Origin of the sequence: Flavobacterium sp. N1736 (assembly GCF_025947065.1) — a bacterium.
Taxonomy (GTDB): domain Bacteria; phylum Bacteroidota; class Bacteroidia; order Flavobacteriales; family Flavobacteriaceae; genus Flavobacterium.
This window is the reverse complement of sequence record NZ_CP109994.1, coordinates 1,668,660-1,690,180: the sequence shown is the minus strand read 5'-3', so window position 1 is coordinate 1,690,180 and position 21,521 is coordinate 1,668,660. Positions and strand designations below refer to the sequence as shown.

The following is a 21,521-nucleotide window of genomic DNA, read 5'->3' as shown; positions in this document are numbered from 1 at the left end:
TATCGCAATATTACGATATAAATTTTAAAAACAAAAGTTATTATTTATTTTATTGGTCATAAATAAAAAAGCCCAATTTATTACACTGGGCTTTCATATTAGTTTTTAATCAAATCTATATCTTTGGATAATCCGTTATCAATTTCGCCTTTATCTCTGTTAACCATTGTATACGGAGCAAGTCTGCCGTTTTTAATGATTTCTTCTTTCGAATAAACTAAATCATAATACGTAATCAAATCATTAGGATCTGTTGGTACAGCGGTATTTTTTTTATTCTGTGGAATCTCTTCATAATAATATCGTGACTTTTTTAAATCAGGATATTTGCTTATCAAATAATCATTTATGGTATAGGTTGCGCCATCAACTTTGTATAAATCTTCGACAAGTATTCCGGTAATTGTGACGTTTTTAATGTTTTGTTTTAAGTTTTGATACGCCTTTTTTGTAGTCGAAAAATCAGATTGCAAACGATTTTCTTTATCTGATAATTGTCTAATTACTGAAAGCCGCACTAAATCGCCGTTTATTTCAATTACTTTAAAAACAAAATAATAATTCTGCATGCTTTGGCTCCCGTTTGAGCCTCTTTCTCTACTAAAAATAAAACTGCCCAATTGTAGTTTTTGTTCCGGACTGTTTATGGCTTTTTTCCACGCATAAGGTTTGTAAACGAATTGTTTTAAAAGATAGAAAACCGCGATAACAATTAAAGTTATGAAGATTATTTTTTTCATTTATTGAATTTGTGTGATAGAGAATTTAACTGCAAAGTACGCAAAGTTTTTGTATGAGCTGGGTTTGTTTTGCGGCTAAGAAAGCTTGTTCATCATGCAATATCAACTTAAAACAACTATATTTATTTAGATTAATTAAAAATAGTTTGCATAAACAGATTTTAGCAGTTACTTTTGCTCAAAATTTAAAACCAAACCAAAATGAATATGATAACCATTAAAAAGTTTCTGTTTTGTTTGTTGTTTCTGACATCATTAACCGTGATTGGTCAGGAAACGGGAAAAGTATCCGGAAAAATTGTATTAAGCGGAAATACTCCTGCAGAAAATATTACTGTTCGTCTTAAAGGAACAAAATATAATGCTGTTACTAATGAAAAAGGTCAATACGAAATTAAAAACGTAAAGCCCGCCAGTTATACCGTTACTGTCAAATCAGTTGGTGTAAAAGCTTTAGAAGAAAATATTGTTGTAAGCGCTAATCAAACTACAACAAAAAATTTCTCTCTTTTAGAAAGTCAGGAAGATCTTGACGAAGTTGTAATTACAAAAAACAAGTACAAACAAGACAAACCTTCGTTATCGTTAAGATTGCAGACTCCGGTGCTTGAAATTCCGCAAAATATTCAAATTGTAAGTGGTCAAACCTTAAAAGACCAGCAAATTACAAGTATGAGCGATGGTGTTATTCGCAATGTGAGTGGCGCTGTACGTTTAGAACACTGGGGAGATTTGTATACGAATATCACGATGCGCGGTTCTCAAATTCAGGCTTTTCGTAACGGTTTCAACGTAGTTTCATCCTTTTGGGGACCTCTTACGGAAGATATGAGTTTTGTAGATCATATTGAATTTGTAAAAGGACCGGCTGGTTTTATGCTTTCGAGCGGCGATCCAAGCGGACTTTATAATGTGGTTACTAAAAAACCAACCGGAATTACAAAAGGGGAAGTTTCTGCCCTAGTAGGAAGTTATGATTTTTACAGAGTTAGCCTTGATCTTGATGGAAAACTGGATAAAAAAGGAAAATTATTGTACAGATTTAACGGCGCTGCGCAAAAGAAAGGTTCTCACAGACCTTTTGAACACAATGACCGTTATGTAATTGCTCCGGTAATTTCGTATCAAATTGATGATAAAACAAAATTAACTGCCGAATATAATTTTCAATATGCTAACATGACCGAAATTGGTTCGTATTATGTATTTGGTGCAAACGGCGGCGGTTACGGTTCATTGCCTGTAGATTTTACAATGACACAACCGGGAATTCCGGATACCAATATCCAGGATCACAGCGGATATTTAATGTTCGAGCATAATTTTAACAGTAAATGGAAACTTACAGCGCAGACTTCGTACTTTAAATACATTCAAAAAGGATACAGTTCGTGGCCAAGCGCAGTAGGTCCCGGCGATATTGATTTAGATTATGATGATGTAATCGACGGAAGTCTTGGTGTAAACGAAGTAATTCGAAATGTTGCGATTTGGGATGCAGAAAGTAATATGTATTTAGGACAAATATTTGTAAACGGAAAATTTGATACGGGACCAATATCTCATAAAATTTTAACCGGCGTTGATTTAGGAAGTAAAGATTATTTGGCAGACTGGCTTCAGTCTCACGATTTAGATACATTCGATACACCGTTTAATGTGCTTAATCCAAACTATGGTGCGCCGGTAAACGGAATGCCTGTTTTTGATCATGATACGCCATTAAAAGACAGAGCTGCAATTGCTGGCGGAATTGTAAATTCTGAATATGCAGCCGTATATGTTCAGGACGAAATTGGTTTTATCGAAAACAGACTTAGACTTACTTTGGCCGGACGTTTTACATGGATAAATCAGGCTAGTTGGGGAGATCCTGCGGTATCGGCAAATCATGTTTCGCCTCGTGCAGGACTTAGTTTTTCTATCAACGAAAGTACCGCTGTTTACGGGCTGTACGATCAGGCTTTTACACCACAAGGCGGTATCATAAATGATGGCGGTTCAGTACTTCCGTTAACAGGTCATAATATCGAAGGCGGTATTAAAAAAGACTGGTTTGACGGATCCTGGAGCACTTCATTATCCGCATATCGAATTATAAAGAAAAATGAAACAACATCAGATCCAAGAAATATTCCAAATGCACAGCAATATGTAGTTGTTTTAGGAGAAAAAAGATCACAGGGTTTAGAATTTGATCTTAGAGGAAAAATAGTTGACGGATTAAATCTAATCGCCAATTATGCTTTTACAGAATCTGTTGTTACAGAAGTAAACCCTTTGCTTGCCGGATTAGGAATTGAAAAAGGCGATATTGTGCCCGGTTATGCAAAACACGTTGCAAATGCGTGGCTGAATTATACGGTTGTAAACGGAAAAATTAAAGGTTTTGGCGCTTCTGTTGGCGGAACTTTTATGGACGGCAGACAAACTGATACCTGGAGCGAAGGATTGGAAAAATTACCAAGCTACTTTAAATTAGACGGTGGATTATCATACGAAACAGGAAAAATAAAATTTACAGCAAACGTATTTAATATCCTTGATAAATATTTATACAGCGGTTCTTATTATGCTTCTACAAATGTAAATGCATACTACTGGCAAACAGAACAGCCAAGAAATTTCAGAGTTGGCGTTACGTATAAATTCTAAGAATATTTCTTTAATTTAATCTATAAAAAAGCATGCGGTTTCGCATGCTTTTTATTTTTGTACTATTGCGAATATTGCAGCAGAAGAACATCTTGTTAGAAAATAGATTATATTTACATTTCATATTTTTTATTTTATGGAAGAGAATAAACACGTAACGATCTATGATATTGCTGAGAGATTAAATCTTGCTACATCAACAATTTCAAGGGCTTTAAAGGATCATCATACAATAAGTGATAAAACGATAAAGAAAGTTAAAAAAACTGCTGAAGAAATGGGCTTTGTTCCCAATACTTTAGCCGCAGGTTTACGTGGCAATAAAACCAAAACAATTGGAGTTTTAATTCCAACCGTTACACAGCCGTTTTTGTCATCCTTAATTAGCGGGATCGAAATTACAGCCCAAAAATCAGATTATACAGTAATCATTATGCAATCTCACGATTCATACCATGAAGAAGTAAATATGGCTAAGTCATTGTATAGCAATCGTGTAAGCGGCGTTATTTGTTCATTGGCTATGGAAACTCAGGATACGGCACATTTTCAGCAATTCTCGAATAATAATATTCCGTTGGTATTTGTAGACAGGGTTCCTAAAGATTACAACACCTTTAGAGTCGTAATCGATAACTATTCAGCCGGTTATAAAGCAACAAAACACCTTATAGAACAAGGTTGTATTCGTATTGCACATTTAACTGCCGGATCAGAATTTGGAAATCTTTATAATGAAAGAAAAAGAGGCTATATCGAAGCCTTAAAAGATCATAATTTACCAATAGACGAAGATTTAATCATTAGCCTGAAATCGGTAACGTATGAAGAAGGCGTAAAAGCCAGCAATAAATTATTTGATATGAAACCAATTCCCGACGGTCTTTTTGCTCCGGGAGATATTATTGCCGTAAGCGCCGTTCAGACAGCCAAAAAAAGAGGTATAAAAGTACCCGAAGAAATGGCCGTTATAGGTTTTAATAATGACCCGATTTCTGAAATAATTGACCCAAATATATCTACCATAACGCATCCTGCAGAAAAAATGGGAAAAGCCGCCGCAGAGATTATTATAAAAAACCTGAAATCAGTTACTGATGAAGATGTTAAAGAAATAACATTTTTAAATACAGAGGTTTTGGCGCGTGAATCTTCCGATAAAAAGAAATTTTTGTAAAGATCAATCTCAATTTCTTACCGAATTTAACCGTATAGAAGCACTTTCGTGGTTTTCTACGAGATGTTTATATTTAATTTTGAAAAAAAATCGTCCAAAATTTTTTTCTTAAATAACAAAACTATATTTTTACGCAACCGATTGCAATTGTTGTAATATTTTTAATAATGTATTTTTTAAGATATAATTTTATCAAATGTTTCTGTTTGTGTCTAAATACATGATTAATGCGTAAAATAAAAATATGGAATTATCTGCCTGTAAATTAACCTGTATAAAAATGTCTTTTTTAAGGCTGGTAATCTCGTTTTGTTTTATTTCATTTTCTGCTTCAGCTCAAAAAGATTATAAATTATGGCTTCAATATGAGAAGAAAATAAACGCGAAATTGGTAACAAATTACCTTCAGGATATTCAGGGAATAGTGGCTTTTGGAAATTCAGAAACTTTAAAAATTGGTTTAAATGAATTAGACTTAGGTTTAAATAATATGCTTGGGAATAAAATCTCAATGAAGTCAAAATTAGAAGGAGATAAGAATATCATAATTGGCTCAAAAGAATCGCTGAGTTTAGAAATTCAAAAGGAAATTGGAAATATTGATCAGATAAACGATGAAGGTTTTATTATTAAATCTATTTTGATAAAAAATAAAAAACAAATTGTCATTACAGGAAAAAAAGATATTGGTGTTTTATACGGAATTTATAGTTTTTTGAGATTGGTTCAAAGTGATAAATCCATCAAAAATCTAAATATTGCTGATGCTCCAAAAACAAATATCAGAATCTTAAATCATTGGGATAATTTAGACCGAACTGTCGAACGTGGTTACGCCGGATTTTCGTTATGGAATTGGCAAAAACTGCCGGATTTTATCGATCAGCGTTATATCGATTATGCCCGCGCCAATGCATCAATTGGAATTAACGGAACAGTTTTAACGAATGTAAATGCAAATGCCCTAATCCTGACGCCGCAATATTTAGAAAAAGTCGAAGCTCTGGCCAATGTTTTCAGACCGTACGGAATCAAAGTGTATTTAACCGCTCGTTTTTCGGCACCAATAGAAATTGGAGGTTTAAAAACCGCCGATCCAAAAGATGCAGAAGTCATGAATTGGTGGAAAAATAAAGCAGCAGAAATTTACAAACGAATTCCAGATTTTGGAGGATTTCTTGTAAAAGCAAATTCTGAAGGACAGCCCGGACCACAAAATTACGGCAGAGATCATGTTGATGGCGCCAATATGCTGGCCGATGCCGTTGCACCATTTGGAGGCGTAATTATGTGGCGTGCTTTTGTGTATTCAGAACACGATGCAAACGACAGGGCAAAACAGGCTTACGCCGAATTTGTGCCTTACGACGGAAAATTTAAAGAAAATGTAATCGTTCAGGTAAAAAACGGAGCGATTGATTTTCAGCCTCGCGAACCGTTTCATCCCATGTTTGGAGCAATGCCAAAAACGCCTTTAATGATAGAATTTCAAATCACACAGGAATATTTGGGTTTTAGTACACATTTGGTTTTTCTGCCCAAATTATTTCAGGAAGTTTTAGCATCAGATACCTATCAAAAAGGAGAAGGTACAACGGTTGCCAAAGTTATCGACGGTACTTTAAACAAAACAAAACTTACCGGAATTGCAGGTGTTTCGAATATAGGAAATGATTTAAACTGGACAGGACATCCTTTTGCACAGGCAAATTGGTACGGCTTTGGAAGATTGGCGTGGAATCCTTATTTAGATGCAGAAACAATTGCCGATGAATGGCTGCGATGTACATTTTCGAACAATGAAAATTTTGTGAAACCAGTGGCAGCAATGATGATTGAATCGCGAGAAGCCGTTGTTAACTATATGACGCCTTTGGGATTACATCATATTATGGATACAGGTCATCATTATGGTCCGGGTCCGTGGGTTTCAAATTTATCAAGACCGGAATGGAATCCCGTGTATTATCATAAAGCGGATAAAAACGGAATAGGTTTCGACCGATCAAAAACCGGAACAAATGCCACAGCGCAATATGCTCCGGAAATAGAAAAAACTTTTGACAATTTAGAAACCTGTCCGGAAAATGAATTATTATGGTTTCATCACGTTTCATGGGATTATAAATTAAAAAATGGGCAAACGCTTTGGAATGGTCTGGCATTGAAATATCAGGAAGGCGTAAATCAGGTTGCAGCAATGCAAAACATTTGGAATAAAACCCATAAGTATGTTGATGATGAGCGTTTTAAAGAAGTTCAGATGTTATTAGAAATTCAGTATAAAGAAGCAAAATGGTGGCGGGATGCATGTTTGCTATATTTTCAGCAATATTCAGAAAAGGAATTACCTTTAGGCGTTGAAAAATCAACACAGTCTTTAGACTATTTTAAATCATTAAAATTTCCTTTTGCACCGGGAAATTAATATTCAAATTAAGAAAATATGAGCACAAAAACAGCAATTGTAACCGGAGGAAATTCGGGATTAGGTTTTGCAACAGCAAAAAAACTATGCGATAACGGCATCAAAACCTATATAATTGGAAGATCAAAAGAAAAAACAGAAGACGCCTGCAAAGAAATTGGACCAAATGCAATTCCGGTTTTATATGACCTGAATGATATTGCAGGAATTCCCGCAATGATTGAAAATATTGTAAAAAATAATCCAATCGATATTTTAGTCAACAATGCCGGAATCAATCTAAAAAAAGAGTTTGCAGACGTAACCGATGAAGATTTTTTATCTGTAATTCATACCAATCTTTTAAGCGTTTTTGCCGTGAGCAGAGAAGTTGTTAAAAACATGAAAACAAATGCCGGCGGAAGTATTGTAAACATCAGTTCGATGGCATCGCAATACGGAATCCCAAAAGTAATTGCCTATTCAGCAAGTAAAGGCGCGATCGAATCAATGACCAGAGCCATGGCGACAGAATTGGCGCCGTTTGGCATTCGTGTAAACTGTATTGCGCCCGGATTTATTAAAACAAAAATGTCGTCTGCGGCACTTGATAATGATCCTGAACGAAAAAATAAAGTCTTAGGAAGAACACCAATGGGCTTTTTAGGCGAACCATCAGACATTGCAGATGCTGTTTATTATTTCGCTTTAAACGAATCGAAATATACAACCGGAACCGTTTTACCCGTTGATGGCGGAAATAGTATTGGGTTTTAATCAACGAAAGGTTAGAGTAGTTTCAAAGATTCAAAGTTTCAAAGTTTCAAAGATTCAAAGTTTCAAAGTTTCAAAGATTCAAAGATTCAAAGTTTCAAAGTTTCAAAGATTCAAAGTTTCAAAGATTCAAAGTTTCAAAGATTAAAAAATCTGCTCAATCTGCTCAATCTGCGAGAAATAATGACACAGATTTAGCTATAAACAGTTAGTATTATGATAAAAATGCAGCAAACCATGCGTTGGTTCGGACCAAATGATACTGTAAGTCTGATCGATATAAAACAAGCCGGCGCAACCGCAATTGTAACCGCTTTGCATCAAATTCCTGTTGGAGAAATCTGGACAATTACAGACATAAAAGAAAGACAGGAAATTATTCGAAATTACGGTTTGGAATGGACGGTCGTAGAAAGTTTGCCCGTTCATGAAGAAATAAAAAGAGCTTCGGGAAACTATTTGCAATACATTGAAAACTATAAAATCAGCATTAAAAACCTTGCTGATTGTGGTATTAAAATCATCACGTATAATTTTATGCCCATTTTGGATTGGGTTCGAACCAATCATAATTTTATTAATGAAGACGGAAGTAAAGCTTTATTATACAATCAGGAAGCGTTTACTTATTTTGATGTTTTCCTGCTAAAACGACCAAATGCAGAAAACGATTATTCTGAAGCAGAAAAAGAAAATGCTTTGCGATTTGGCAGCAAACTAAATGAAGATGAAAAAGCCTTACTATTTAAAAATGTTCTTTTAGGATTACCGGGAAGTAAAATCAATTTTACGGCAGAACAAATTCTTTCATTATTAGATAATTACGCCAATATTGATAATGAAAAATTAAGAGAAAACCTGATTTGTTTTTTATCAGAAGTCGCTCCGGTTGCTGAAAAAAATGATGTGAAATTAGCGATTCATCCTGACGATCCGCCGTTTTCGGTTTTAGGATTGCCCAGAATTGTTTCGACAGAAAATGATATCAAAGCGATTTTTGATGCCGTGCCTTTCAACTCAAACGGATTGTGTTATTGCACAGGTTCTTTGGGTGCAAATCCTGAAAATAATCTGGAACGAATTATTGATGATTTCGGAGAAAGAATTCACTTTTTACACCTTAGAAATACTTTCCGCGAAAGCGAAACTATTTTCAGAGAATCAGAACATTTAAACGGCGACACAAAAATGGAAGTTATTGTAGAAAAATTACTGTTGTTAATGAATAAAAGAAAAGTGAGTTTGCCAATGCGTCCGGATCATGGTTTTTTGCATGCCGTTGATGAAAAAACAGAAACATATCCGGGTTATTCTTTAGTGGGAAGATTAAAAGGTCTTGCAGAATTAAGAGGTTTGGAAATGGGAATTGCTTATAAATTGAGTCAGTAAATTGAGATGATTTGATTAGACCTGGTCTCGGTTAACTATAATTCTATGTATTTAAAAATAAAAATATCGTATTTGATTTTATCGCTTTTTCTTCTCGGATTAAGCACAAAATCCTATGCAATAAATGGAGAAAAATATATAGTAAATAAGGCTTCTGCCGAAAATTTCCCTTTGGCTTCAAAAGGAAAAATCGCTTCAATTTTAATAAGTGAAAATGATTTTGCGGGAGTTTTACGCGTTGCGGGACATTTAGAAAATGACCTTTTTAAAGTCACAAATTTACATCCGAAAAGAATAAATAAAATCTCCGAAGCCACTGATTATGTTGTAATTATTGGAACACTTGGAAAAAGCGAAATTATAGATCAATTCGTAAAAGAAGGAAAAATTGATGCGAATCAGTTACAAGGAAAATGGGAGAAATTCATTACTCAAATTGTTGATAATCCTGCAAAAGGAATTAAAAAAGCGTTGGTCATTGCCGGTTCTGATAAAAGAGGAACCATTTACGGAATGTATGATTTATCAAACCAAATAGGGATTTCTCCGTGGTATTTTTGGGCAGATGTTCCCGTTCAAAAACAAGCTGAATTACATGTTTTACCCGGAATTCATTCTAATGGTGAACCAAAAGTAAAATACAGAGGCATATTTATAAACGATGAAGCTCCGGCGTTATCGGGCTGGGCTTTTGAGAATTATGGCGGATTTAACGCAAAATTCTACGATAAAGTTTTTGAATTGATTTTGCGAATGAAAGGTAATTATTTATGGCCATCAATGTGGGGAAGAATGTTTTATGTGGATGATCCCCAAAATGCTGTTTTGGCGGATGAATACGGAATTGTGATGGGAACTTCGCATCACGAACCTTTAACGCGCGCGCATGCAGAATGGGGTAAATCAAACGGAAAATGGGATTTTAATACCAATTCTGAAAACCTGATTTCGTTTTGGAAAGAAGGAATGAAACGAATGGGAAATACCGAAACCATTGTAACTGTTGGAATGCGCGGCGATGGCGACGAACCAATGACGCAGGGAACGGCGATTGATTTACTGGAAAACATTGTAAAAAAGCAAAGAGAAATCATTGCAGAAACAACCAAAAAACCAATTGAAGAAACGCCGCAAATGTGGGCACTTTACAAAGAAGTTCAGGATTATTATGATAAAGGAATGCGTGTTCCTGATGATATTACACTTTTATTATGCGATGATAATTGGGGCAATATCAGGAAATTGCCGGAACTCGGCGCGAAGCCCAGAAAGGGCGGTTACGGCATTTATTACCATTTTGATTATGTTGGCGGACCTCGAAATTATAAATGGATTAACACCAACCAAATCGAAAGAACCTGGGAACAAATGGATTTGGCGTATCAATATGGCGTTGACAAAATTTGGATTGTAAATGTGGGTGACATAAAACCAATGGAATTTCCAACTGAGTTTTTTCTTGACATGGCGTGGAATCCTGAAAAATTCAATGCCGGAAATTTAGACGAATATTATACACAATGGGCAAAGGAAAATTTTGGAAATCAAAACATTGAAGAAATTGGCGAAATTTTAAAATTATACACCAAATACAATTCAAGAAGAAAACCCGAATTATTAGATTCTAAAACCTACAGCATTACCAATTATAACGAAGCTGAAAATGTTGTAAGTGATTATAAAAAACTGGTTGAAAAAGCCAATTCTATTAATAAAAAACTGAAACCGGAATACAAAGATGCTTTTTATCAATTGGTTTTATTTCCGGTTTTGGCAAGTGCAAACTTAAATGAATTGTATGTGGCAACGGCAAAAAATCAGTTGTATGCAAAACAGGGAAGAGCTTCTGCAAATGATTATGCAAAAGAAGTAAAAGCGTTATTTCTGAAAGACAGTTTGCTGACAAATTATTTCCATACAAAAATGGCAAAAGGCAAATGGAATCATATGATGGCGCAAACACACATTGGTTATACATCTTGGCAGGAACCAAAAAACAATGTAATTCCGGAAACGAAAACGATCGAATTACCCAATAAATCAGAAGCCAGAATTGCTATTGAAGGCTCTGAAGAGTATAAAGTGGCATTAAAAATAGATAATGTTGATGAGAGTAAAATTCAGGGATTTGTTGAAAATAACGGTTATATTTCTATCGAAGCTCAAAATTATTCCAAAGCAAGAAACTCTGATTCAGTAAAATGGACAACGATTTCGAATTTAGGACGAACAGGATCGGGAGTAACATTAAAACCATCAAACATTCAGCCCATTAACATTACTAAAAATTCACCAAGATTAGAATATAACGTTCATTTTTTTAGTAAGGGAAATGTAAAAGTTCATGCTTATTTTTCGCCAACGATTAATTTCACTGTTCGTGACGGCTTAAAATACGGTATTGGTTTTGATAACGAAAAGTCTCAAATAATCAATTTCAATCAGGATAATTCAGAGAAAAACTGGGAAGATTCAGTTGCTAATAATATCAAAATTATAACTTCTTCGCACATTATCGAAAATACAGGAAATCATGTTCTTAAAATTTACGGAATTGATGCTGCTTTGGTGCTTCAAAAAATTGTAATTGAAGCGCAAGACGGTAAAATATTAAAAACTTATTTAGGTCCGCCGGAGAGTTTTAGAAAAGAATAATTCGTATTGTTTTGTCATTCCGAGGGACGAGGAATCACATTTGGGATTCGACAAAGATTGGCGATTTTGCATGCGGAGTTTCTGGTGTGATTTCTCCCTTCGGTCGAAATGACAAACGGTGTGATTAGATAATAAAAACTATTGACTATTAACCAAAAAACTAAAAAAAATGAAATTAATTAACCCTTATTTGCTTGCCATAACAACAATGTTTGTTATGAGCTGCACTTCAAAAAAAGAAGTTTCTTCGCTGAAGGATTCTTATAAAAACGATTTTTATATAGGAACGGCTTTAAGCGCGGATCAAATTGAAGAAAAAGATGCAAAAGTTGATTCGTTGATACGAAAAGAATTTAATGCAATTACATCTGAAAACATCATGAAGTCGATGTTTATTCATCCTCAAAAAGACAAATATGATTTTACGCTAAGTGATAAATATGTGGCTTATGGCGAAAAAAATAAAATGCTTATTCACGGTCATACTTTGATCTGGCACAGCCAATTAGCGCCTTGGATGGAGCAAATTAAAGACAGTACTGAAATGAAAGCTTTTATGAAAGATCATATCACGACAATTGTTTCAAAATACAAAGGCAGAATTAATTCGTGGGATGTTGTAAATGAGGCTTTAAACGATGACGGAACGTTAAGGAAATCCGTTTTTTCAAATACACTTGGCGAGAATTTTCTGGTTGATGCATTTAAATTAGCGGCAGCGGCAGACCCAAAAGTAGATTTATATTATAACGATTATAATCTCGAAGATCCTGCAAAAAGAGAAGGCGCTATTAATTTGGTTAAAAAAATTAAAGCAGCCGGAGGAAAAGTGGACGGTATTGGAAGTCAGGCACATTGGAAATTGAATAGTCCAAGTTTAGAAGAAATAGAAAAAACAATTCTGGATTTTTCTGCGCTTGGCGTTAAGGTTGCTTTTACCGAATTGGATATTACCGTTTTACCAAATCCATGGGATTTGAAAGGTGCAGATGTAAACCAAAAGTTTGAGGGAAATCCTAAAATGAATCCGTATCCTGAGAAACTTCCGGATTCTATTCAGGATAAACTGGCGCAGCGTTATGCAGACATTTTTAAATTATTATTGAAACATAAAGACAAAATAAGCCGCGTCACTTTTTGGGGCGTTTATGATGGACAATCTTGGCTAAATGACTGGCCAATAAAAGGCAGAACTAATTATCCGTTATTGTTTGATGCTAAATTAGCGCATAAAAAAGCATATGATGCCGTGCTTAATTTAAAAGAATCAAAAGAGTAATTTATTTTGATATTCAGTAAATACTTGCAATCGGTTGTTTTTAAATTTATTATTGAAATAAAGCAAAGTAAATTTGCATAATATCTTTTTTTATTTAATTTTACACAACCGATTGTTTTGCTTTCCTGCAAGGTTTTTATAACCTTGTAGGTATGACTTTTAAAATTAAAAATACGTTAGAAATTAGAATATATAATACGCGAATTAAAACCTACAAGGTTTTGAAAACCTTGCAGGAAAACTAACTAACCAAAAAATAACCACACAAAGAATGAATTACATTTCACAAAAATTATCCATTAAGGAAAAAATAGGCTACAGTCTTGGCGATTTGGCGGCAAATTTGGTTTTCCAGACATTAATGACGTATCTGGCTTATTTTTACACTGATATTTATGGATTGTCTCCCACGGATTCATCTATCATTATGCTTGTTGTGGGCTTAATTGCTGCTTTTGTTTTTAATCCAATTATTGGTGTTTTGGCAGACAGAACGATTACAAAATGGGGAAAATTCAGACCGTGGATATTAATTACTGCAATACCATTGGGCGCGATTGCTTTATTAGCCTTTACAACGCCAAATTTCTCTTATCACGGAAAAGTAATTTATGCCGTAGTAACCTATACTTTATTGTTGCTTTTTTATGCCAGTAATAATTTGCCATATTCTGCTTTAAGCGGAGTGATTACGGGCGATATGCGCGAGCGAAACAGTATGTCGGCTTATCGTTTTGTGGCTGTTATGTTTGCGCAGTTTTTTGTTCAGGTATTTATGCTTGGCATCATTAAAAGTGCCGGAAATGGCGATAAAGCTATTGGTATCGAAAAGGTTATGACTGTTTTGGCAATCATTGGAACCATCATGCTATTAATCACATTTTTGACGACAAAAGAGCGTATTATTCCAAAACCGGAACAAAAATCGAGCATTAAAGAAGATTTAACCGATTTGATGAAAAACAAACCCTGGGTAATTATGCTGAGTCTTACTACGCTGGTATTCATTACGTTGGCAATGAAAGGTGGCTCTTATGTGTATTATTTTGAAAATTATGTAGACAAAGAACAATTGACCATTTTTATACAGCCTATTCTAGAAGTATTGTCTGCTTTAAAATTGAATTATTTTGGAAATGATCCTGTTTCTGCAGGTTTCGGATTGTTTAATGCGGGCGGAATTATCTTTATGATTGTTGGAATTACGTTGTCTAAAAGTCTGGCTGATAAATACGGAAAACGAAATATATTCGCCTTGTTTTTATTCATTTCCACGTTGTTTATTATCGCCTTTTATTTCTTTCCGGCAAACGCAATCAGTTTTATATTCTTTTCGCAAATTCTGCATGGATTTTTCTACGGAATAACGATTCCGCTTTTGTGGGCGATGATTGCAGATGTTGCAGATTATTCGGAATGGTTGAATAATCGCCGTGCAACCGCCATTATTTTTTCTGCCATGATGGTTGGTTTAAAAGCCGGTTTAAGTATTGGCGGCGCTTTAACCACTTCATTTTTAGGTTATTTTCATTATGTGCCAAATGCGGGACATCAAACCGATGTTGCTATAAACGGAATCAAGTTATTGGTAAGCATTTTTCCTGCGATACCTTTTTTAATTGGAGTTGCTTTATTGTTTTTCTACAAAATCAATAAAAAAATGGAAGTGCAAATCGAGGCTGATTTAAAAGAAAGACGAGTTTAATTATTTATTATAAAACAAAAATACCACTATGCCTGAAGATAGTATTGAAGAAATTAATTTCGAGCAAATTAATAAAAAAGCCATTTCACAACCGTTGGTTTCACATATTTATACGGCAGATCCGTCGGCGCATGTTTTTAATGGTAAAATTTATATTTATCCCTCACATGACATTGATGCCGGGATTCCGTTTAACGACAATGGAGATCATTTTGGTATGGAAGATTATCATGTGTTTTCGATGGAAAATATTAACGCTGAAACAGTTGACAATGGTGTTGCCTTGCATGTTGACGATGTAGCTTGGGCAGAAAAGCAAATGTGGGCGCCGGATGCAGCGTGCAAAAACGGAAAGTTTTATTTGTATTTTCCGGCGAAACGTGCCAACGGAATTTTCCAGATTGGGGTTGCTGTAAGTGATTCTCCAATTGGTCCTTTTTTACCACAACCCGAAGCGATTAAAGGAAGTTATAGTATTGATCCTGCCGTTTTTGAAGACACAGATGGAAAGCATTATATTTATTTTGGCGGAATTTGGGGCGGACAGCTTCAAAAATACAGAAATAATAAATTTGATGAAGATCATGAAGAACCATTTGGCAGCGAACCTGCTTTAGGACCCATCGTAGCTTTGCTTCGCGATGATATGCTAGAGTTTGCAGAAGATCCGAAAGAGATCAAAATTCTGGATGAAAACGGAGCGGTTTTGCTTGCCGGAGATAATGACCGTCGTTTTTTTGAAGCTTCATGGGTTCATAAATACAACGGAAAATATTATTTCTCGTATTCTACGGGCGATACACATTTTATTTGCTACGCAATTGGCGATAATCCGTATGGACCATTTACATATCAGGGGCGAATTTTGAATCCTGTTGTGGGCTGGACATCGCATCATTCTATTTGCAAAGTTGATGATGAATGGTATTTGTTTTATCACGATTCGAGTTTGTCAAAAGGGGTAACGCATTTGCGAAGCATGAAAGTGACCAAAATTGATTATCTGGAAGATGGTTCTATCATTACAATAGATCCTTACGGCATCAGAAGATTGGCAGATTAAGTTTGTTATGGAAGGAATAAGTAATATGTTTAAATTTATTTTTCTATGGAAAAGGGAGATGAAAAAGTTAGGAATGTTGCCAGACAATATATTACAAATAAAATAGAAATTGATTGTGTAATATTCAATTTTGAAAACAATAGCCTTAAAGTTTTGTTGGTAAAACAGCAAGATAATGAAGGAGTTATAACTTGGGGATTAGCCAATGATTATATTAAAAAAGGCGAAACGATTTGGAGCACAGCGCATAATATTCTGAAAAATTATACGGGCGGCGATAACTTTTTCCTCGAGCAGTTAAAAGCGTTTAGTTATCAGTCTTCATCGTCGCTGCAGGAGGATATTTCGATTGCTTATTATGCTTTGGTAAAACGGGATCACAATAAAAATGATTTATTTAATGCGGATGTAAAGTGGATTTCTATTCATGAAATTGCAGATTTAAACGACAAGCATAAGGTAATATTAGACTTTAGCCTGAAAGAATTACGCAGCAATATTTGCAAAAGCGCCATTGGTTTTAATTTATTGCCGGAGAAATTTACTTTGTTGCAGGTTATAAATCTTTATGAGGAGATTTTGGGAATTGAAATCAACAAATCGAATTTTAGAAGAAAGTTATTGCAAACGGGAATTGTACATGATTCTAACGAAAAAGAAGAAGATGTTTCGCACAGAGCGGCAAGGTTTTACAGTTTGAATTTGCAAAGTCATGAAATGTTATCGCACAGGGAAATCAACTTTAATTTTTAAAGAAGTTATGAAAAACAATGTTTTGTCTGAGATCATTTTTTAACACATAGAAACATAGTTTTTAGGTGCTTTAAAAAAGGCGTTTCACTTATTTTGAACAAACATAGCTTGCTATGTGTAAGAAACGTGTTTATTTTTATGCTCTTTTTGTATTCATAAAATCTATGTTTCTATGTGTTTAATTGCGTTATAAATTGCACATAATTTGTTTAGAAATGATTTTTTTATAAAAGTCAAATAGCTATTTTAGCATACCAGAACAGAACGGAACAGTATGCTAAACGAAGAACAGGAAAAATTTGTATTTGTTATAAATCACGATAGTGATATCCCGAAATACCAGCAGTTGGTAAACGGGATAAATAATGCCATTGCCGAGAATATTTTGCAAAAGGGAGATTTGCTTCCGTCTGTAAATAGTATTTGCAAAACGAATCAGCTATCGAGAGATACGGTTTTTAAGGCGTATTCGATTTTAAAGGATCAGCAAACAATTGATTCTGTGCCAAATAAAGGATATTATGTATCTGGAGAAACGAGAAAAGTGCTTTTGGTTTTGGATACTTTTAAGGCGTATAAGGAGGTTTTGTATCATTCGTTTGTGAATAATTTGCCGGATAATATGATTACGGATGTGCAGTTTCATCATTATAATATTGATGTTTTTAAAACAATCATTAATAATAGTGTTGGCAAATATTATAAATATGTGGTTATGAATTTCGATCATAAGGAGGTATCGCCAACATTAGCAGCGATTTCGAATGATAAACTGCTTTTGATCGATTGGAATATTCATTCGAAAAAAGAGAATAATTATGTTTTTCAGGATTTTGGAAAAGCGTTTTACAGTTCATTGAAAGATGCGGTTGATTTGTTTAAAAAGTATAAAAGCATACAATTTGTTTATCCAGATTATACGAATCATCCCAAGGAAACGCTGGACTATTTTAAAAAGTTTTGTGCTGATTTTAATTTTAAAAAGGAAATTATTACGGATGCAAAAAAGTTTAATATTGAAAAAGGAATTGCTTATATCAGCATTAGTGACAGGATTTTAGGTCATTTTTTGGAGCAATGCAAAGAGAGGGATTTGGAGCCTGGAAAAGACGTTGGTTTTTTGTCGTATAACGAAACGCCAATGAAGAAATTTATATACAAAGGAATTTCGGTCGTTTCGACTGATTTTAGAGAATTAGGAACAAAAGCAGCAGCATTTATCACGCACGATGAAGTAGTTCAGTGTTATGTGCCAACAAATTTAATTTTAAGAGAATCATTATAAGTTATGTATTATATAGGATATGATATTGGAAGTTCGTCTGTAAAAGTGGCTTTGGTCGAAGCGGAAACAGGGAAAAAAATAATCGTTTTGCACGAACCGCAAAACGAAATGGAAATTGTTGCGCTTCATTCTGACTGGGCAGAACAGGATCCTGAAATTTGGTGGCAGCACATTTGTACGGCTACAAAAAGAGCGATTCGCGAAGCTAATATCGAAGCTTCAAAAATTGCGGGAATTGGTATTTCGTACCAAATGCACGGTTTGGTTATTGTGGATAAAAACGGCGATGCGCTGCGCAATTCGATTATTTGGTGCGACAGTCGTGCGGTTGAAATTGGCAATAAAGCTTTCGCCGAAATTGGTGAAGCAAAATGTATGGAGCATTTACTGAATTCTCCGGGAAATTTTACGGCTTCAAAATTAAAATGGGTGAAGGAAAACGAACCTGAAATTTACAATCAGATTTACAAATACATGCTGCCGGGAGATTATATCGCGTATAAATTGACGGGAGATATTACGACAACAAAAAACGGCTTATCTGAAGGAATGCTTTGGGATTATAAAGAAAACAAGGTTGCCAATTGGTTGTTAGATTACTACGGAATCGACCAATCTTTAACGCCAACTATTGTCGAAAATTTTACCAATCAGGGAATATTAAACGAAAAAGGGGCGAAAGAATCGGGACTTCCGGTTGGGATTCCGGTAGTTTACAGAGCCGGAGATCAGCCTAATAATGCGTTGGCTTTAAATGTTTTAAATCCGGGAGAAGTGGCTGCAACGGGCGGAACTTCGGGCGTATTTTATGCGGTGAGCGAAATGTCTTCGGGAAAAAGTACACGAGTAAACAATTTTGTACATGTTAATTATGAAGAAAAATTGCCACGCGTTGGTAAACTTTTAAATATAAACGGCGCAGGAATTCAGTATCGCTGGCTGCGTAATAATATGGGCGATGAAACGTATGAATCGATGAATAGAAAGGCTTCAAAAATTGATGTTGGCTCAGAAGGTGTTGTTGTGATTCCGTTTGGGAATGGGGCAGAGCGTATGTTCAACAATAAAAATATCGGAACACATTTTTTAAATCTCAACTTAAATATTCATAACAGTTCGCATTTATTTCGAGCTTCATTAGAAGGAATTGCTTTTTCGTTTGTATACGGAATGGAATGTTTAAAGGATGATAATGCGACGATTAACGTGATTAGAGCCGGAAATGATAATTTATTTCGTTCGGAGATTTTCTCAAATACGGTGGCAACTTTAATTGGTCATGAAATCGAAATTTATAATACAACGGGCGCAGTAGGAGCGGCGAGAGCTGTTGGTTTAAAAGATGGCGATTATAATAAATTTGGTTCGAGTATTACTACCAACGATCACGTTATGACTTTTTTACCGCTTAAAAATGCGGCGCCATACGAAAAGGCATATCAAAAATGGAAACAGGAATTAGAATTAATATTAACACATAAATAATAGAAAAATGATAGTTTTAGGAAATAAAGAATACTATAAAGGCATAGGTCAGATTAAATTTGAAGGAAAGGAATCGGATAATCCGCTGGCTTTTAAATACTATAATCCGGAGCAGGTTGTGGCGGGAAAAACAATGCGCGAACATTTTAGATTTGCTATTGCATACTGGCACACGTTCTGTGGACAAGGAAGTGATCCGTTTGGTCCGGGAACACAAAAATTTGCATGGGATCAGTCTTCAGATCCAATTCAGGCGGCGAAAGATAAAGCGGATGCTGCTTTTGAATTTATCAGTAAAATGGGTTTTGATTATTTCTGTTTTCATGATTATGATTTAATTGCCGAAGGACCAACTTTTGCAGAATCTGAAAAACGTCTGGTTACGATTACTGAATATCTAAAACAGAAAAAAGCAGAGTCGGGAATTAAATTGCTTTGGGGAACTTCTAACTGTTTTTCAAACCCAAGATTCATGAACGGTGCGGCTACAAATCCTGATTTTAATGTTGTGGCAAGAGCGGGCGGACAAGTAAAATTGGCGCTTGACGCAACAATTGCCTTAGATGGTGAAAACTATGTTTTTTGGGGTGGTCGTGAAGGTTATATGTCTTTGTTAAATACGGATATGGGCAGAGAATTAGACCACATGGCGCAGTTTTTAACGATGTCGAGAGATTATGCAAGATCGCAGGGATTTAAAGGAACTTTCTTTATCGAGCCAAAACCAATGGAACCATCAAAACACCAATACGATTTTGATTCTGCAACAGCAATTGGGTTTTTACGTGAATATGGTTTAGATAAAGATTTCAAAATTAATATTGAGGTAAACCATGCAACTTTAGCTCAGCATACTTTTCAGCATGAACTTGAAGTGGCTGCAAAAGCAGGAATGTTAGGAAGTATTGATGCCAATAGGGGCGATTATCAAAATGGTTGGGATACAGACCAATTTCCAAACAATATTCAGGAAACGACAGAAGCGATGCTTGTGTTTTTAAAAGCGGGCGGATTACAAGGCGGCGGAGTAAACTTTGACGCAAAAATTAGAAGAAATTCTACTGATCTTGAAGATGTTTTTCTGGCGCATATTGGCGGAGCGGATACTTTTGCAAGAGCTTTATTGACGGCTGATAAAATTATTACTTCTTCTCCGTATGAGAAATTAAGAAAAGAAAGATACAGTTCTTTCGATTCAGGAAAAGGGAAAGATTTCGCCGATGGAAAATTGAACTTAAAAGATTTGTATGCAATAGCAAACGAAAATGGTGAGTTAAATCTTCAAAGCGGGAAACAGGAATTGTTTGAAAATATTATCAATCAGTATATTTAATAATTGAAATGTGATAGCCGTATAACGTTATCATATTTATATTGTGATTATGACTTAAATTTAAAAAATAGATTGAAGGTTTAGTTGCTATTTTTTTTATTATGAAGTTTTAAATCACAAAAAACCACCAACCTTAAAACCAAAAAAACATGAAATTTTTTATTGATACCGCCAATTTAGAAGACATTAAAGAAGCTCAGGCTCTGGGTGTTCTGGATGGCGTAACCACGAATCCGTCTTTAATGGCAAAAGAAGGGATTTCGGGAAAACAGAATATTCTTCAGCATTATCTGGACATTTGCAATATTGTCGATGGCGATGTTTCGGCAGAAGTTATCTCAACCGACTTTGACGGAATGATTAGGGAAGGAAATGAATTAGCAGCTTTGCATCCGCAAATTGTGGTGAAATTGCCAATGATTGAAGCCGGAATTAAAGCCTGCAAATATTTTTCTTCTAAAGGAATCAGAACTAATGTTACTTTGGTATTTTCTGCAGGACAAGCACTTTTGGCAGCAAAAGCAGGTGCTACTTATGTTTCTCCGTTTTTAGGAAGACTTGATGATGTTTCAACAGATGGTATGCATTTGATTGCCGAAATAAGGGAGATTTATGATAATTATGATTATCAAACACAGATACTTTCTGCTTCGGTAAGGCATACAATGCATATCGTAAACTGTGCAAAAGTTGGATCTGATGTTATGACGGGACCACTATCTGCCATTAAAGGATTATTAAAACATCCGTTAACGGATATTGGTTTGAAACAATTTGTTGAAGATGCTAAGAAAATGAATTTGTAGCATTATTGATTTGAG

The 21,521-nt window shown here is 35.0% G+C and carries 15 protein-coding genes; 14 read left to right on the top strand and 1 reads right to left on the bottom strand.

Annotation, left to right across the window (positions count from 1 at the left end; translation table 11 throughout):
• Positions 1–98: 98 nt before the first annotated feature.
• Positions 99–740 carry a hypothetical protein gene (locus OLM54_RS07260; protein WP_264537924.1) on the bottom strand — a complete coding sequence of 214 codons (642 nt, stop codon included), beginning with the start codon at positions 738–740 and terminating at the stop codon, positions 99–101.
• A gap of 201 nt (positions 741–941) precedes the next feature.
• On the opposite strand from OLM54_RS07260, the gene OLM54_RS07255 reads away from it, so the two are divergent.
• From OLM54_RS07255 to fsa, 14 genes are all read left to right on the top strand, one after another.
• Positions 942–3,395: a TonB-dependent receptor gene (locus tag OLM54_RS07255; RefSeq protein WP_264537923.1), complete on the top strand. Its 2,454-nt coding sequence runs from the start codon at positions 942–944 to the stop codon at positions 3,393–3,395.
• A 136-nt stretch (positions 3,396–3,531) separates the two neighbouring features.
• Positions 3,532–4,572: a LacI family DNA-binding transcriptional regulator gene (locus OLM54_RS07250; RefSeq protein ID WP_264537922.1), complete on the top strand. Its 1,041-nt coding sequence runs from the start codon at positions 3,532–3,534 to the stop codon at positions 4,570–4,572.
• Positions 4,573–4,852: 280 nt separating this feature from the next.
• Complete coding sequence (locus tag OLM54_RS07245; protein WP_264537921.1) at positions 4,853–7,000, top strand: alpha-glucuronidase family glycosyl hydrolase; 2,148 nt, start codon at positions 4,853–4,855, stop codon at positions 6,998–7,000.
• An 18-nt stretch (positions 7,001–7,018) separates the two neighbouring features.
• The gene (locus tag OLM54_RS07240; RefSeq protein WP_264537920.1) at positions 7,019–7,756 is read left to right on the top strand and encodes an SDR family NAD(P)-dependent oxidoreductase; all 738 of its coding nucleotides are present in this window, start codon (positions 7,019–7,021) and stop codon (positions 7,754–7,756) included.
• Positions 7,757–7,978: 222 nt separating this feature from the next.
• Positions 7,979–9,142, top strand: a complete 1,164-nt coding sequence (gene uxuA, locus OLM54_RS07235; protein WP_264538548.1) for a mannonate dehydratase — start codon at positions 7,979–7,981, stop codon at positions 9,140–9,142.
• 45 nt (positions 9,143–9,187) lie between these two features.
• Entirely contained in the window at positions 9,188–11,797 is a 2,610-nt protein-coding gene (locus tag OLM54_RS07230) for a glycosyl hydrolase 115 family protein (RefSeq protein ID WP_264537919.1), read from the top strand.
• Positions 11,798–11,966: 169 nt separating this feature from the next.
• Positions 11,967–13,076 carry an endo-1,4-beta-xylanase gene (locus OLM54_RS07225; protein ID WP_264537918.1) on the top strand — a complete coding sequence of 370 codons (1,110 nt, stop codon included), beginning with the start codon at positions 11,967–11,969 and terminating at the stop codon, positions 13,074–13,076.
• A gap of 271 nt (positions 13,077–13,347) precedes the next feature.
• Complete coding sequence (locus OLM54_RS07220; RefSeq protein WP_264537917.1) at positions 13,348–14,781, top strand: MFS transporter; 1,434 nt, start codon at positions 13,348–13,350, stop codon at positions 14,779–14,781.
• Between the two features lie 28 nt (positions 14,782–14,809).
• Positions 14,810–15,844 (top strand): glycoside hydrolase family 43 protein, encoded by a 1,035-nt coding sequence (locus tag OLM54_RS07215; protein ID WP_264537916.1) that lies wholly within the window; start codon positions 14,810–14,812, stop codon positions 15,842–15,844.
• 45 nt (positions 15,845–15,889) lie between these two features.
• The gene (locus OLM54_RS07210; protein WP_264537915.1) at positions 15,890–16,597 is read left to right on the top strand and encodes an NUDIX hydrolase; all 708 of its coding nucleotides are present in this window, start codon (positions 15,890–15,892) and stop codon (positions 16,595–16,597) included.
• A 274-nt stretch (positions 16,598–16,871) separates the two neighbouring features.
• Positions 16,872–17,882, top strand: coding sequence for a GntR family transcriptional regulator (locus tag OLM54_RS07205; protein WP_264537914.1), 1,011 nt, complete (start codon positions 16,872–16,874; stop codon positions 17,880–17,882).
• A 3-nt stretch (positions 17,883–17,885) separates the two neighbouring features.
• Positions 17,886–19,367, top strand: a complete 1,482-nt coding sequence (locus OLM54_RS07200) for a xylulokinase (protein WP_264537913.1) — start codon at positions 17,886–17,888, stop codon at positions 19,365–19,367.
• Between the two features lie 7 nt (positions 19,368–19,374).
• Complete coding sequence (gene xylA, locus OLM54_RS07195) at positions 19,375–20,700, top strand: xylose isomerase (protein ID WP_264537912.1); 1,326 nt, start codon at positions 19,375–19,377, stop codon at positions 20,698–20,700.
• Positions 20,701–20,849: 149 nt separating this feature from the next.
• Positions 20,850–21,506 (top strand): fructose-6-phosphate aldolase, encoded by a 657-nt coding sequence (fsa, locus tag OLM54_RS07190; RefSeq protein WP_264537911.1) that lies wholly within the window; start codon positions 20,850–20,852, stop codon positions 21,504–21,506.
• Positions 21,507–21,521: the final 15 nt, after the last annotated feature.

Coding starts and splice junctions, on each gene's coding strand:
- OLM54_RS07230 (WP_264537919.1), top strand. CDS start 9,188: ATGTATTTAAAAATAAAAATATCGTATTTGATTTTATCGCTTTTTCTT.
- fsa (WP_264537911.1), top strand. CDS start 20,850: ATGAAATTTTTTATTGATACCGCCAATTTAGAAGACATTAAAGAAGCT.
- OLM54_RS07215 (WP_264537916.1), top strand. CDS start 14,810: ATGCCTGAAGATAGTATTGAAGAAATTAATTTCGAGCAAATTAATAAA.
- OLM54_RS07250 (WP_264537922.1), top strand. CDS start 3,532: ATGGAAGAGAATAAACACGTAACGATCTATGATATTGCTGAGAGATTA.
- OLM54_RS07240 (WP_264537920.1), top strand. CDS start 7,019: ATGAGCACAAAAACAGCAATTGTAACCGGAGGAAATTCGGGATTAGGT.
- OLM54_RS07205 (WP_264537914.1), top strand. CDS start 16,872: ATGCTAAACGAAGAACAGGAAAAATTTGTATTTGTTATAAATCACGAT.
- OLM54_RS07245 (WP_264537921.1), top strand. CDS start 4,853: ATGTCTTTTTTAAGGCTGGTAATCTCGTTTTGTTTTATTTCATTTTCT.
- uxuA (WP_264538548.1), top strand. CDS start 7,979: ATGCAGCAAACCATGCGTTGGTTCGGACCAAATGATACTGTAAGTCTG.
- xylA (WP_264537912.1), top strand. CDS start 19,375: ATGATAGTTTTAGGAAATAAAGAATACTATAAAGGCATAGGTCAGATT.
- OLM54_RS07255 (WP_264537923.1), top strand. CDS start 942: ATGAATATGATAACCATTAAAAAGTTTCTGTTTTGTTTGTTGTTTCTG.
- OLM54_RS07210 (WP_264537915.1), top strand. CDS start 15,890: ATGGAAAAGGGAGATGAAAAAGTTAGGAATGTTGCCAGACAATATATT.
- OLM54_RS07225 (WP_264537918.1), top strand. CDS start 11,967: ATGAAATTAATTAACCCTTATTTGCTTGCCATAACAACAATGTTTGTT.
- OLM54_RS07260 (WP_264537924.1), bottom strand. CDS start 740: ATGAAAAAAATAATCTTCATAACTTTAATTGTTATCGCGGTTTTCTAT.
- OLM54_RS07220 (WP_264537917.1), top strand. CDS start 13,348: ATGAATTACATTTCACAAAAATTATCCATTAAGGAAAAAATAGGCTAC.
- OLM54_RS07200 (WP_264537913.1), top strand. CDS start 17,886: ATGTATTATATAGGATATGATATTGGAAGTTCGTCTGTAAAAGTGGCT.